Raw genomic sequence first — 13815 nt, forward strand, 5'->3', positions numbered from 1 at the left:
CACCGATATCCAAGGAAAACCCAATGAGCCTACTGACACGCCTCTTGGCGCGCGGCACTGTCGTGCTCGCCAATTCGGCTACCAAGCTGCAATCGCTGCAAATGCGCCTGACCGCTGGCGAAGTGAACGATGACATGGAGCACTTCGAGCCCTACGGTTTCACCAGCAATCCGCTGGCCGGCGCCGAAGGGATCGCGACCTTTCTCGGTGGCGATCGCTCTCACGCCGTGGTGCTGGTGGTCGCCGACCGCCGCTATCGCCTCAAGGCACTCGCCCCCGGCGAAGTGGCGATCTACACCGATGAAGGTGACAAAGTCCACTTCAAGCGCGGACGGATCATCGACATCGAAACCACCACGCTGAACATCCGCGCCAGCACCGCTGTGAACATCGATACGCCGACCCTGACCCAGACCGGCAAGATCGTCTCCCAGGGTGACCAAATCGCCGGCGGTATCAGCCAGATCAAACACGTGCACCCAGGCGTCCAGCCGGGCAATGGCCAGACCGCCGCACCCGCAGGAGGCCAGTGATGTTTATCAGTCATGACCTCAAAGCCGCACTGACCCGTTCGGTGCTGATCAGTCTCTTCACCTGGCGCCGCGCCGCCGACGATGACTTCCTTGATGACGACGAACGCTTCGGCTGGTGGGGCGACAGTTTTCCCACGGTGGCCGACGACCGTATCGGCTCGCGGCTGTGGTTGCTGCGTCGGGTCAAGTTGACCCGGCAGACCCAGCTCGACGCCGAATTTTATGCCCGCGAAGCCCTGCAATGGCTGATCGACGACGGCCATTGCAGCGCCATCGAGATCCTCAGCGAACGCCTCGACGACCAGCGCTTGAACCTGCGCACGGTGCTGACACTGGCCGACGGTGAGCGACTGGACATCAACCCTGAACACAGTTGGCAGGTGACCTATGCCGTTTGAAACGCCTTCGCTGCCGGTGCTGATCAAGCGCACCCAAAGCGACCTGGCCAGCGATTCGCTGCGCCAGTCCGATGCGCAAGTTCTGGCCCGAACCCTCGGCGGTGCAGCCTTTGGCCTGTATGGCTATCTGGACTGGATCGCCGAGCAGATTCTGCCGGACAAGGCCGATGAACCCACGTTGGAACGCATCGCCGCGCTACGCCTCAACCAGCCGCGTAACGCGGCGCAATCAGCTCGCGGAGCCGTCAGTTTCACCGCTACGGCTGGCGCGGTGCTGGATGTCGACACCTTGCTGCAATCGAGTGACGGTCGCACCTACAAAGTGACCGCCGCCCGCACCACCGGCAACGGTTTCAACAGCACCACCATCGCCGCGCTGGACGCCGGTTCCCTCGGCAATGCCGATGCGGGCATGACGCTAATCCCGGTGCAACCGATCCAGGGGATCGGCGGAGTCTTCACGGTGCTGGCGCCGGGACTGACCGGTGGCATTGCCCGCGAGAGCGTCGAATCGCTGCGCTCGCGGGTGATTCGCTCGTACCGCATCATCCCTCACGGCGGCTCGGCACAGGACTATGAAACCTGGGCGCTGGAGTGCCCGGGGATTACCCGCGCCTGGTGTCGCGGCAGCTACTTGGGGCCGGGTACGGTTGGTTTGTTCGTCATGCGTGACGATGACCCGCAACCGGTTCCGGACGCAACGCAACTGGCTTTGGTCCAGGCGCATATCGAGCCTTTGCGCCCGGTCACCGCCGAGGTGCATGTGCTGGCGCCGGTGCAGTTGCCGGTGACCTACAGTCTGCGCCTGACCCCCGACACCAGCGCCGTGCGCGCCGCCGTCGAAGCGCAGTTGCGCGATTTGCACAACCGCGAGGCCGGGCTCGGTGAGACCTTGCTGTTGACCCATATCGCCGAAGCCATCAGCAGCGCCACCGGCGAGAACGATCACAAACTGGTTGCGCCAGCCGCCGACGTTGCTGCCGCGAGCAATCAGCTGCTGACGTTCGGAGGTTGCGTATGGCTGGAATAAGAACCGCCGCGCAGTACCACGCGCAACTGCGCAGCCTGCTGCCCAGCGGCCCGGCCTGGGACCCGGAGCGGGTTCCGGAACTGGAGCAAGTCCTGGAAGACATCTCCCAGGAGCTGGCGCGACTGGATGCTCGCGCCGCCGACCTGCTCAATGAAATGGACCCGGCCGGCGTCAGCGAACTGGTGCCGGACTGGGAGCGGGTGATGAACCTGCCCGATCCGTGTCTGGGGCTGACCCCGCTGTTCGACGATCGCCGTCTCGCCGTACGCCGACGACTGCTCGCGGTCGGCAGCCAAGCGGTCAGCTACTACGTCGAAATCGCCCGAACCCAAGGCTACCCGAACGCCACCATCACCGAACTCGAAGCGCCGCGTATGGGCCGCTCGCGTTTCGGTGCGGCGCACTTCGGCACCTGGCAGGCGCAGTTCATGTGGACCCTCAACACTGGCGGCCGCCTGCTGCTGGGGCGGCGTTTCGGTGCCAGTTACTGGGGCGAACGCTTCGGCATGAACCCGGGCTCAGCGCTGGAATGCCTGATCCACCGCAGCGCACCGGCCCATACGTTGGTGCACATCAATTATGACTAGGGGATAGGAAATGGATTATCCAAAAAACACACCCGGCGTAGGGCTGGTGAATGGCAAGTTTGTCGATGAAAACCCGGTCGCCGGGACACCTGGGTCATTGATTCCGGCGAGTTGGGGCAATGCGGTGACGCAGGAGATTGTGGGTGCGATCAGTGCGGCCGGGATGGCGCCGGCAGAAGATCAAACTAACCAGCTCACCCTGGCGATCAAGCAGTTGGCGAAACTTGATCCGCTGCAGCGTTTCCCGGTGCAGGTTTATCGCAAGAACCTGCTGATCAACGGCAACTTTGATGTCTGGCAGCGAGGCCCTTCTAATCGTGGCCCGACTATCGGTGGTTACATCGCGGACCGATTTCGTTGTGACTGGGACGGTGCGGGTATTAACATTTCCCGTCAAAATTTTGCGCTAGGACAAACCGAGGTTCCTGACGAACCTCAGTTTTTCCTGCGCTGGCAGCAAGTGACCGCTGGAGCAGGCTCCACCACTCATACGATTTCCCAGGCCATTGAGTCGGTGAGGACCTTGGCGGACAAAGCGGCCACTGTGACGTTCTGGGCAAAAGCTGACACGACGCGGCAGGTGACAGTCTCTTTTGGGCAATATTTTGGAGTGGGTGGATCAGCCTATGCCTCGGGCACCATCGGTACATTTCAATTCAAGAGTTCGTGGGCCAAGTACAGTGCGACCTTTCAAGTTCCCTCTGTGGCCGGCAAGTCAGTGGGCACCGCAGGAGGCGACTATCTAAGGTTGACATTTGAACTTCCGTTGAATGTCATGCAGACCATTGATCTGGCGCACGTTCAACTCGAAGAAGGGCCAGTGTCCACACCCTTTGAGTTTCGTACTCCGGCAGACGAGTTGATTCTTTGTCAGCGCTACTTTGAGAAAACATTCAATCAGGATGTTCCGCCGGGCGACTCCACAGGTTCGATTGCCGGATCCCTTATCTCGACAGTCAAAGTGGGCCAGTCCAGCTTTTCCTCCCAGCCGTTAGCGCAGTGGTCCTTCAAGGTTGAAAAAAGAGCAACTCCAAGTATTAGCCTATACAGGCCCATACCGAACGGAACACTGGGTCAATGGCGATCAGGGAGCGACGAGATTTCTTCCGCTAATGCTCGGCCCTATACCGTGTCTACGCGAGGTGTGTGGGTGGATAACTTCGATGTTGCACTCGTCCCCCAGTCTTATTACATCCACGCTACGGCGGATGCTGAACTTTAGGAGTGACGCAAGATGCACTATAAATTAATAACGAGCGGAGTTTGCCGTCTCGCTGACTCGGTTTTTATTCCCGAAGATCCAGCCAATCGTGACTGGATTACCTATCAGGAGTGGCTGAGTCACGGCGGTGAATCACTCCCTATGAGCTCTAATCCTGGGCAGGAAGGGGCTGAACGTGCCTGGCGTGACTCCGAACTGTTTCTAACCGACGGTGTAATTGCAAGGCATCGCGACGAGTTGGAGGCGGGGATTGCAACGACGTTATCCGCCGCAGAGTACGAAAACCTGCAAACGTATCGCCGCAACTTGCGGAATTGGCCGGCTGCCGAAGCATTCCCCGAATTGACAGCGCGGCCGGTACTGCTTGCCCCCGTCAGCGTTATGGCCGCTCCCGTTAGAAAAGCACGGGTCAGAAAATCTGTGAAACCGGTAGAAGCTTCCATCACTCAATAGAAAAATTGTAAGGAGTGGAACATTGGATTATCCAAAAAGTGCACCCGGCGTAGGTCTGGTAAATGGCAAGTTTGTCGATGAAAATCCGGTAGCCGGGACGCCGGGGTCTTTGATTCCCGCGAGTTGGGGGAATGGAGTAACTGAAGAAATACTGGGGGTTATTGGTGCCGCTGGGCTGACGTCTTCCGAGTCAAACAATAAACAGTTGCTGGAAGCGATTAATAAGCTGGTGGATGCATCCTCGCAACGGGTTGGTACTATTTCTGGATTGCTGAGGAATGCGAGTTTTTCGATACCGGTAGCTTCTTTAAGCGGGACGTTTAAAGCGGATGAGTTGACGGTTCAACCGGCAATGGGAGGGGCGGGTTATCGGCTGGGGAATTTTAATAAAACGATCAACCTGACCACTACGGGCGTCGGAGGAATGGATACAGGCTCAGCCCCGATAAATGGATTTGTTGCGTTGTATGCAATCTATAACTCCGCTACTGGCGATAGTGGGATTTTGGCGGTAAACAGTACGTTGATCGTCGCGCCGGGAGTGTATGACGGCGGCAGGATGCCGGCTGGATATAATGCTTCGGCGCTGATAAGTGTCTGGGCAACGGATACGCTCGGTATGTTTAAGATCGGGGTGCAGCGGGGGCGCAAAGTTTATATACCATTGGTGCAGGCTTATTCTGGTACAGCGACTTTAAATGCTTCGCCGTTATCCCTTGCAGGTATTATTCCGCCGAGCGCATTTGAGATTGGCGGTGAGTTGACTATCGCCAATGGTTCCACCACTACGTCCTATATCAATCTGGTGTTGAACGCTAGTAATAGTGGAGTGGGACAGCAAATTATTGCCGGTACTCTTGGTGCGGGGGCCGGTATCGCAGGTAACTACTCAATGCCCGTAATCGGCAATCAAACTGTCTATCTGTATTGTCAGGGTGTTGCCGGGTTTTCACAGTTTGAAGTGTATATCAGTAGCTATTCGTTTCATTGATAGGGGGTGAGTCGTGGATGTGGTCAACGTTCAGTTTGACAGTGAACAGCGTAAGACGATTATTGCGGAGTTTTCGGCCCCGCAAGATGTGAGCTTTTGGGAAAACCAAGGCGCAGTTTCGATAGATGATGAGCGGTACACGGAATTCAAAAGAAAAATGGGCGGCGCCACAAGCGCTGGTCAATCTTCCTCAACGCCCGTCCTGAAACGGGCGTTTTCATTCCTGCGTTGAGTGGCGTCAAGTCCAGTTGCATGTGTGGCGTGCGCTGCAAGCCGCGCCAACTTATGGGGTGGCTCACAGAAACCAGATCAGGAGTTAAGCCGTGGATTATCCAAAAAGTGTATCCGGCATAGGGTTGGTGAATGGCAAGTTTGTTGATGAAAACCCGGTTGCCGGTACGCCGGGATCTTTGATTCCGGCTGCCTGGGGTAACAGCGTTACCCAGGAACTGCTGACGGTTATTGCTAGTGCGGGACTGACACCGGCTGAAGCAGACAACGGTCAGTTGCTCAAGGCATTGAAGGTAACCATGGCGAAGGCGAGTCCGATGCTTTCGTTGGTGACCAGTGTCTCTGGCTCCAAAGCATTGCTGCCCGAGGAGTTGGGGCTCGTGCTGGTCAATGCAGGGTCGGATTCAACCACCGTGCTGCTGCCTGCCGCCGATGTAGCGTTGGGTGTGCGTGACGTCATCGTGAGGCGGCTGGATAACAGCGGCAACCGACTGACAGTCCAGTGCATGGGGACGGACACGATCAAGTTTCATACCCACCTTCGTCCTGCCGGCTATCCATTTCTGGTGTTGATGGGGGCGGGAGACTGGTGGCATCTGCGCAGCGATGGTGCCGGTAGCTGGTGGCCCGTTGGGCGGTTCGATGGTGTTCCCCTGGGGCGACCCTTTTTTGAAACGACGACTCTCCTGAGCCCTGGCGGATACGGTGCGCTAAACGGTTCTGTCTTGAGTCGAGCTGAATGGCCATGGCTGTGGGATCACGCCCAGCAGTCCGGGATGCTGAAAACGGAGGCGAATCGGCTCGGTAATGAAGGCGGATGGACCACGGGAGATGGTGCGCTGACATTTCGCGGACCTGAGGGGCGAGGAGAGTTTTTGCGAATACTGTCTGAAGGAAGAACTGTCGATACCGGACGTGTACCGGGGTCGGCTCAATCCGGTACTTACCATTCCTATGCGTTTGGCGCTCAGAACGCGGGTGCCGTTGGATCTCGATGGTCCGACAGCCTCATATCGATGGGTGCGGATACTCAGGAAGAAGCGCGCAACTCTGCAGTCGCCAATGGTGGGCCTACTTATCCAGCGGGCACTGTCTATCAGATGGATACCGCGAATACCTTGCTCTACTCCTTCAAGTCCCGGCCGCGAAATATTGCCTATCCAGGTCGAATCAAGATTATCTGAGGTGTCCATGTTTCATTATTTATTTGACGACGCCGGTGTTCTGAGCGGTCCGGTCACACTGTTTGTGACGCCGGGTCTTGGTGTGCAACTGCCGAGTAATGCCGTCGAGTTACCTGACGAACTTACCGAACCTGAAAACGGTTTTGTATGGGCTTGGGTTAATGGCGCTCCCCAGGCATTGCGTGACCGTCGTGGCGTAGTGTTTCAAACGCAAACAGGTACATCGACCAACTGGGAACAGTTGGGCGAGCTACCCGATGGTTTCACCGATAAACCCTGGCCCGGCCAGTATTACGTTTGGCTCGATGGCGACTGGCAACTTGATCAGTCGGCGAAAGGCGCGGCTGAACTGGCAAGTGTTCAGGAGGCTAGAGACAACCGCCTGCGCGAAGCCGCCATGCGTATCGCGCCGCTTCAATATGCCGTTGAACTGGGGGACGCCACGCAACAGGAGCAGTCAGCCCTGCTGGACTGGAAACGCTACTGCGTTGCCTTGAACCGCATCGAACAACAGGCAGGTTATCCCCTTGAAGTCGAGTGGCCGATATTGACGTTTTCCGAACCCAAGGAACCGGCGAATTCGCTGCTCTCGCTCTTTCGCACTAAACAAAAGTAACTCAAGGACATCCTCATGCCTGTAACAGAAGGGCAACTGCTCAAGATCATGCCCAACGCCCGCCCTCAAGCCGGCGTTTTCGTTTCCGCCCTCAACGGCGCCATGGTTAACCACCAGATCAACACCCCCAAACGCATCGCCGCGTTCCTCGCGCAAGTCGGTCATGAGTCGGGGCAGTTGCGTTACGTGCGTGAACTGGGCTGCGACCAATACCTAAGCAAATACGACACCGGCGCGCTGGCCATCCGCTTGGGCAACACGCCTGAAGCTGACGGTGACGGTCAGCGTTACCGGGGGCGTGGGTTGATTCAGATCACCGGGCGCAACAACTATCGCCAGTGCAGCCTCGGATTGTTTGGTGATGAGCGTTTGCTGGATCAACCCGAGTTGCTGGAACAACCGCAATGGGCCGCCGAATCGGCAGCCTGGTTCTGGGAGCAGAATGGTTTGAACGAGTTGGCCGATCGTGACCAGTTCAACAGCATTACCCGCCGGATCAACGGTGGTTTGAATGGGCTGGAGGATCGTTTGCAGCTCTGGGCTCGGGCGAGGGCGGTGTTATGCCTGCCTTCGGTCTGATGCCGGTTTCTTTCCGGTTCATTGGTGTCGTTGTACTGCTGGCCATTGCGGCTGGCGGTGCGGGAGCGCTGGCCTGGAAGATTCAGGACTGGCGTTACGCTCGGCAACTGGCGGAACAAGCCCGGTTGCAGAGCGAGACGCTGAACCAACTGACCCTGGCGGCCGCGAATCAACAGCGCGCCGAGCAGGACAAACGCCTGGCCCTGGAGCAACGGCTCCAGGCCAGCGATAAAACTTACTCAAAGGCTTTGAGCGATGCGCAACGTGATCAAGGTCGCCTGCGCGACCGTCTTGCCACTGCTGATCTGCGCCTGTCAGTCGTCCTCGACGCCAGTGATGTTGCCAGTGACTGTGCAGTGCCAACCGCCACCGGCGCCAGCGGCGTGGTTCATGGAACCACACGAGCCCGACTTGACCCGGCGCATGCTCAACGAATTATCGGCATCACCGACGCAGGCGACAGCGGACTGATTGCCTTGCAGGCCTGTCAGACCTATGTCAGAGCGCTTGCTCACTAACATTTTGATCTAGCCTGTGTCTTGCAAGCGTGATTTGCTCGTGTACGGTAGAGCGCATGCCCGCCTGATTTAGGAGAGAGTCGTGAACGAAATCACCCAGCTTGCCGCGCAATTAGGCCGGCGTTTACAGGTTCTCAATGCCCACGTCAGCACGGCCGAATCCTGCACGGGCGGCGGGATCGCCGAGGCAATCACCCGGATTGCCGGCAGCTCGGCGTGGTTCGAGGCCGGCTATGTCACCTATTCCAATCGCCAGAAGACCCAGCAGCTGAATGTGCCGGCCGAGTTGTTCACTGAGGTCGGGGCGGTCAGCCGTGAAGTGGTCGAGGCCATGGTGCGTGGCGCCCAGCACAAGAGTCGCGCGCGTTTTGCCGTGGCGGTCAGCGGTATAGCGGGGCCGGACGGCGGTACGCCAAACAAACCGGTGGGCACCGTGTGGCTGGCCTGGGGGGTCGGAGATGCCGTGTATTCCGAGCGCCGACACTTCCCCGGCAACCGCGATGAGGTCCGCCGACAAACGGTGAAGGCCGCGCTAGAGGGGTTGCTGCAGTATGCCGCCGGAGAAATCTCAAATCAGGGGTAGGCGATCCCGAAACGCTGTGGAATAATACTGGCTACTTATACAGGTGTTGGCCGTCAGGCCTTATTGATTACGTGAGGACTTTAATGGACGACAACAAGAAGAAAGCCTTGGCTGCGGCCCTGGGTCAGATCGAACGTCAATTCGGCAAGGGTGCCGTAATGCGTATGGGCGATCAGGACCGTCAGGCGATCCCGGCTATTTCCACTGGCTCTCTGGGTCTGGACATCGCACTCGGCATTGGCGGTCTGCCAAAAGGCCGTATCGTTGAAATCTACGGTCCTGAATCCTCCGGTAAAACCACACTGACGCTGTCCGTGATCGCCCAGGCTCAAAAAGCCGGCGCGACCTGCGCATTCGTCGACGCCGAGCACGCACTGGACCCGGAATACGCCGGCAAACTGGGCGTCAACGTCGACGACCTGCTGGTCTCCCAGCCGGACACCGGCGAGCAAGCCCTTGAAATCACCGACATGTTGGTGCGTTCCAACGCGGTTGACGTGATCATCGTCGACTCCGTGGCGGCGCTGGTGCCGAAGGCTGAAATCGAAGGCGAAATGGGTGACATGCACGTGGGCCTGCAAGCCCGTCTGATGTCCCAGGCGCTGCGTAAAATCACCGGTAACATCAAGAACGCCAACTGCCTGGTGATCTTCATCAACCAGATCCGGATGAAAATCGGCGTGATGTTCGGCAGCCCGGAAACCACCACCGGTGGTAACGCGCTGAAGTTCTACGCTTCGGTTCGTCTGGACATCCGCCGTACCGGCGCGGTGAAAGAAGGCGACGAAGTGGTTGGCAGCGAAACCCGCGTCAAAGTCGTCAAGAACAAGGTGGCTTCGCCGTTCCGTCAGGCCGAGTTCCAGATTCTTTACGGCAAGGGCATCTACCTCAACGGTGAGATGATCGACCTCGGCGTACTGCACGGCTTCGTTGAGAAATCCGGTGCCTGGTATGCCTACAACGGCAGCAAGATCGGTCAGGGCAAAGCCAACTCGGCCAAGTTCCTGCAGGACAACCCGGACATCGCTGCCACCCTTGAAAAGCAGATTCGCGACAAGCTGCTGACACCGACTCCAGATGTCAAAGCTTCACCGGTCAAAGAGACCGCTGATGATCTGGCTGACGCTGATATCTGATTGATCCGATGACCGCCGTACTCGATACCCTCGTCGCGGTGCGGCGAACCGCAATGGACCTGCTCGCGCGACGCGAGCATGGTCGAGTCGAGCTGACGCGTAAATTGCGTCAGCGCGGCGCTCCCGATGAAATGATCGACACAGCACTCGACCGACTCACGGAAGAGGGCTTGCTGTCCGAATCCCGATACCTCGAAAGCTTTGTTTCCTATCGTGCCCGTTCCGGCTATGGCCCTTTGCGTATTCGCGAAGAGTTGAGCCAGCGTGGCTTGCAACGTGCCGATATCGAACTCGCCCTGCGTGAAAGCGGAATCAGCTGGCAAGAACAGTTGGAAGACACCTGGCGGCGCAAGTTTGCCGGTCATTTGCCGATAGACGCCCGCGAGCGCGCCAAGCAAGGACGATTCCTCGCCTATCGGGGATATTCCATGGAAATGATTGGCCGGCTATTTAGCGGCCGAGGAATGGAGGACTGACTGAAAAGGCCCGACTATCTCGATAGTCGGGCCTTTTTTTTTGATCAAGTCACCTTGATCTGTTCTCGTTTGCGCTGTGATGTCGGGGGCTGAGTCGTAGCCCAGTTTTCCGGCAGGTTGATGTAGTCGACCAACTCACGCAGGCGTCCGTGATCACGGGCGTTGAAGGCGAAGGAAAGTCGCGCCAGGTGACTGAACTGAGCCTCGTCGTGCTCCTCGCCACTGTAGGTGTGTTGATGGAAATGATCGCTCAGGCACAGGTCGGCGAAAGCCTCCTGCATATGCTCGAGCGCATGGTCGTTGAGTGTGTGATTCATGCGGATCACGAATTGACGCTTCAGCCAGCGGCTGGAGTGGTAGTTGCTGTAGAACTGATTGATCTCCGCGACAGCTTCATCGACGGTGTACACCAGACGAATCAGCTTCAGGTCGCTCGACAGGATGTAACGGTTGGCCTCCAGTTGATTGCGGATAAAGTCCAGCGCACTTTCCCAGAAACTGCCGCCAGGAGCATCCAGCAACACCACGGGAACCAGCGGGCTTTTGCCGGTCTGGATCAGGGTCAGCACTTCCAGGGCTTCGTCCAGGGTGCCGAAGCCACCTGGGCAGAGCACCAGCGCGTCGGCCTCTTTGACGAAAAACAGTTTGCGGGTAAAGAAAAAGTGGAAGGGCAGCAGGTTGTCGGTGCCGTTGACGGTCGGATTCGCATGCTGCTCGAAGGGCAGTGTGATATTGAATCCAAGGCTGTGATCCCGGCCTGCACCTTCGTGGGCTGCGGCCATGATGCCACCACCGGCACCGGTGATGACCATCAGGTTCGATTGAGCGAGTTTTTCGCCCAGTTCCCGGGCCAGGGCGTACAGCGGATGCTCCACCGGCGTACGTGCCGAGCCGAAAACGGTCACTTTACGTCGTCCCTTGAACTGCTCCAGCACACGGAAGGCGTGCTCCAGTTCGCGCAGGGCTTGCAGGGTGATCTTGGCGTTCCAGCGATTGTGGTCTTCTTGCGCCATGCGCAAGACAGTCAACATCATGTCGCGATAAATCGGAATATTCGGGCTGTTGGGTGAAACCAGGTTGAGTTGTTCTTCGATCTTGCTGGTGAGATCGATGCCGCTGCTTTGAAAATGACGCACCAGAAGGTCATTCGGTTGGTAAGGCATTAAACTTCTCCTTCTACACAGAACCTTCGGCCCGAACGAGAAATTCGCCTGAGCCGCGACACTGCTTGTGTCGCTGTCAGCCCGCAATGAGGGCTGGGTACTACACCCGACTCGACATGACCGTGACGCATTGGAGTGGCGGTCGAGTCATCCAGATGGGTTCTGTTTATCCCTTGGATGAAAGAAACGTTCGCACTACAAGACTCTGAATGGGCAGCCCCTTTTCTGCCTTCAACATTGAACACCAATACACTGAATCTAGACGCTCGCAGTGAGTTGCGCTGACTTGATCATGGTCTTCGAAAGTCTTCGCTGGCAATAATTTATTGCGGGTTTGCAGCCGGCTTTCACCGCCCGTCAGAACCTGGGCCGGATGGCCAGCGCTCTGATTTACTAAGTTACAGGCACAACAAGACAACATTGCGTCCAGGGCAAGGCGCAAGGCTTCAGGAGGTGTGGGGAGTCATTGCGCAAAGGCTAAGAACAGCCCTCGGCTTATTGGCAGGTGCTGGGGGTAGAGCTGCGCGCCGTTGATGAGCAACGACGCGCAGGTTCGCAGAGATTACTTTTTCTTTTGTGCAGTCTGCGCAGGGCAATCCGATTCCTGGTAACTGGCCGAGCCTACGGGCCGATTGGTTTTGTTTTCCGAGAAGTCGTAACGCATGATCGCGCCCTTGGCCATCAGCTTGCGGTAGTTCGCGTTGCGGCAAACGCTGGCGCCCAGTTGCAGATAAACCGCTTTCGGATTGGCACGCATTTCGTCGGCATAACCTGATTGCACGCTGATGTGGTCGATCAGCTGTTTGCCTTCAACCGTATAGCCTTGGTCGAGAAGATTCTCATTGATTTCCCGAGGCAAGCCGACGTTACTTTCCGCAGCAACCCTCTCCAGCATCTTGCCCAGATTCAAATCATTCAGAGAAGCGGCGTGCGCGCTGAAGGGCAGGGCCAGCAGAAGGGCAGCGGTGGGAGGGATAAGGCGCAGCATGAAACTCTCCTGGTTCAGTGACTGGTGCTTCGACCAGCCACATGGCGGTGCGTTCAGTGGCGGCAGATTATAGGGGAGCAAGGTAGGCGGGTACAGGTTTGGGCGGGCTGCTCTGGTAAACTGCCACGACTTTCTGCCCTGCCGAGTGTGTTTCGTGTCGATTTTCCTTCTCCGCCGGCGTTGCCAGCGATGAGTCATGCCGTTTCGCGTTTCGCCATGAACGCTGTAGCCCGCTTGCGCGATGAGCGCGAAGAGGAGAGTACCAAGCCTTTTCTGGCCCGTGGTTCAAGGGCGCCTCGCTGCCACACATGCCGGGTGATCGAGAGTCACTGCCTGTGCAGCTGGCGTCCTCAGGTCAAATCGCGGGCGGGTGTGTGCCTGATCATGACCAGGAAGGAGGTGTTCAAACCGAGCAATACCGGCTGGCTGATCGCTGACGTGGTGACGGATAACTTCGCATTCATCTGGTCGCGTACCGAAGTCGACCCCGAACTGATCAAGCTGTTATCTGACCCGCAATGGCAGCCTTACCTGGTGTTTCCCGGGGAGTACGTGGCGCAGGAGCGGGTGACCCACACGGTTGATGTTGCCAGTGCAAAGCGTCCGTTGTTCATTCTGCTGGACGCAACCTGGACTGAAGCGAGAAAGATTTTCCGGAAAAGCCCTTATTTCGATGCTTTTCCGATACTGAGCCTGCTGCCGGAGAAACTCTCACGGTACCGTTTGCGACGGTCCACCCGTAGCGAGCACCTGTGCACCGCAGAGGTCGCTGCACTCTGCCTGGAACTGGCAGGAGACCTGGACGCCGCATCGGCGCTGGACGCTTACTTCGAGGTATTCAGCCAGCATTACCTTGATGCGAAACATCAGCTGGATTTGAATGTTTCCACGACCGCCCATGCAGAACTGCTGCCCTTCCTTGAGCACGCAGTGCCTGACAGGTACTGAGAGTCGCTCATAAGGGTTTGCGGCTTGACCACCCAGGCGTCGCTGGGCATCCTTGGCGCCGATTGGGGTGCGGCCAAAGATTGAAACGCCGGTTGATGGGTTCTTGGCGTTGAACGTGCCCTGTTGGTGCCGCTGTCTGGCGGTACCTCGAGTTGCCTTGGCGGGGCCTGAATGCATCA

Annotated in this window: 18 protein-coding genes; 16 read left to right on the forward strand and 2 right to left on the reverse strand. The window is 57.8% G+C overall.

Annotation, left to right across the window (positions count from 1 at the left end):
• The first annotated feature begins 23 nt into the window (after window positions 1-23).
• The 15 genes from NTD87_RS13300 (at window position 24) to recX (ending at window position 10537) form a co-directional block, all read left to right on the forward strand.
• Window positions 24-533, forward strand: a complete 510-nt coding sequence (locus NTD87_RS13300) for a phage baseplate assembly protein V (RefSeq protein WP_262114403.1) — start codon at window positions 24-26, stop codon at window positions 531-533.
• Window positions 533-931 (forward strand): phage GP46 family protein, encoded by a 399-nt coding sequence (locus tag NTD87_RS13305; protein ID WP_262114405.1) that lies wholly within the window; start codon window positions 533-535, stop codon window positions 929-931. The genes NTD87_RS13300 and NTD87_RS13305 overlap by 1 nt, the downstream gene beginning before the upstream one ends.
• Window positions 921-1961: a baseplate J/gp47 family protein gene (locus tag NTD87_RS13310; protein ID WP_262114406.1), complete on the forward strand. Its 1041-nt coding sequence runs from the start codon at window positions 921-923 to the stop codon at window positions 1959-1961. The genes NTD87_RS13305 and NTD87_RS13310 overlap by 11 nt, the downstream gene beginning before the upstream one ends.
• The gene (locus tag NTD87_RS13315) at window positions 1949-2548 is read left to right on the forward strand and encodes a YmfQ family protein (protein WP_262114407.1); all 600 of its coding nucleotides are present in this window, start codon (window positions 1949-1951) and stop codon (window positions 2546-2548) included. Before NTD87_RS13310 ends, NTD87_RS13315 begins: the two co-directional genes overlap by 13 nt.
• Before the next feature lie 10 nt (window positions 2549-2558).
• A complete protein-coding gene (locus tag NTD87_RS13320; RefSeq protein ID WP_262114408.1) occupies window positions 2559-3770 on the forward strand; it encodes a carbohydrate-binding protein CenC in 1212 nt (403 codons plus the stop codon).
• Window positions 3771-3782: 12 nt separating this feature from the next.
• Complete coding sequence (locus NTD87_RS13325; protein ID WP_262114409.1) at window positions 3783-4223, forward strand: phage tail assembly chaperone; 441 nt, start codon at window positions 3783-3785, stop codon at window positions 4221-4223.
• A gap of 22 nt (window positions 4224-4245) precedes the next feature.
• A complete protein-coding gene (locus tag NTD87_RS13330) occupies window positions 4246-5214 on the forward strand; it encodes a hypothetical protein (RefSeq protein WP_262114410.1) in 969 nt (322 codons plus the stop codon).
• Between the two features lie 13 nt (window positions 5215-5227).
• Window positions 5228-5446, forward strand: coding sequence for a hypothetical protein (locus NTD87_RS13335; protein WP_262114411.1), 219 nt, complete (start codon window positions 5228-5230; stop codon window positions 5444-5446).
• Window positions 5447-5537: 91 nt separating this feature from the next.
• Complete coding sequence (locus tag NTD87_RS13340) at window positions 5538-6629, forward strand: phage tail protein (RefSeq protein WP_262114412.1); 1092 nt, start codon at window positions 5538-5540, stop codon at window positions 6627-6629.
• Window positions 6630-6636: 7 nt separating this feature from the next.
• Window positions 6637-7245 (forward strand): tail fiber assembly protein, encoded by a 609-nt coding sequence (locus tag NTD87_RS13345; protein WP_262114413.1) that lies wholly within the window; start codon window positions 6637-6639, stop codon window positions 7243-7245.
• Between the two features lie 15 nt (window positions 7246-7260).
• Window positions 7261-7824 (forward strand): glycoside hydrolase family 19 protein, encoded by a 564-nt coding sequence (locus NTD87_RS13350; protein ID WP_262114414.1) that lies wholly within the window; start codon window positions 7261-7263, stop codon window positions 7822-7824.
• On the forward strand, window positions 7806-8342 hold the full coding sequence (locus NTD87_RS13355; RefSeq protein ID WP_262114415.1) for a lysis protein: 537 nt from the start codon (window positions 7806-7808) through the stop codon (window positions 8340-8342). The genes NTD87_RS13350 and NTD87_RS13355 overlap by 19 nt, the downstream gene beginning before the upstream one ends.
• Before the next feature lie 82 nt (window positions 8343-8424).
• Window positions 8425-8925 (forward strand): CinA family protein, encoded by a 501-nt coding sequence (locus NTD87_RS13360; protein ID WP_262114416.1) that lies wholly within the window; start codon window positions 8425-8427, stop codon window positions 8923-8925.
• An 83-nt stretch (window positions 8926-9008) separates the two neighbouring features.
• On the forward strand, window positions 9009-10061 hold the full coding sequence (recA, locus tag NTD87_RS13365) for a recombinase RecA (RefSeq protein ID WP_054595966.1): 1053 nt from the start codon (window positions 9009-9011) through the stop codon (window positions 10059-10061).
• 8 nt (window positions 10062-10069) lie between these two features.
• Entirely contained in the window at window positions 10070-10537 is a 468-nt protein-coding gene (gene recX, locus NTD87_RS13370; RefSeq protein WP_262114418.1) for a recombination regulator RecX, read from the forward strand.
• A gap of 44 nt (window positions 10538-10581) precedes the next feature.
• Here recX and NTD87_RS13375 read toward each other — a convergent pair whose 3' ends face one another.
• The gene (locus NTD87_RS13375) at window positions 10582-11700 is read right to left on the reverse strand and encodes a TIGR00730 family Rossman fold protein (RefSeq protein ID WP_262114419.1); all 1119 of its coding nucleotides are present in this window, start codon (window positions 11698-11700) and stop codon (window positions 10582-10584) included.
• Between the two features lie 562 nt (window positions 11701-12262).
• The gene (locus NTD87_RS13380; RefSeq protein WP_262114682.1) at window positions 12263-12688 is read right to left on the reverse strand and encodes a quorum-sensing-regulated virulence factor family protein; all 426 of its coding nucleotides are present in this window, start codon (window positions 12686-12688) and stop codon (window positions 12263-12265) included.
• 189 nt (window positions 12689-12877) lie between these two features.
• On the opposite strand from NTD87_RS13380, the gene NTD87_RS13385 reads away from it, so the two are divergent.
• Window positions 12878-13636 (forward strand): tRNA-uridine aminocarboxypropyltransferase, encoded by a 759-nt coding sequence (locus NTD87_RS13385; RefSeq protein ID WP_262114421.1) that lies wholly within the window; start codon window positions 12878-12880, stop codon window positions 13634-13636.
• The last annotated feature ends 179 nt before the right edge of the window (window positions 13637-13815 follow it).

Source organism: Pseudomonas sp. 6D_7.1_Bac1 (assembly GCF_025465945.1).
Classification (GTDB): Bacteria; Pseudomonadota; Gammaproteobacteria; order Pseudomonadales; family Pseudomonadaceae; genus Aquipseudomonas.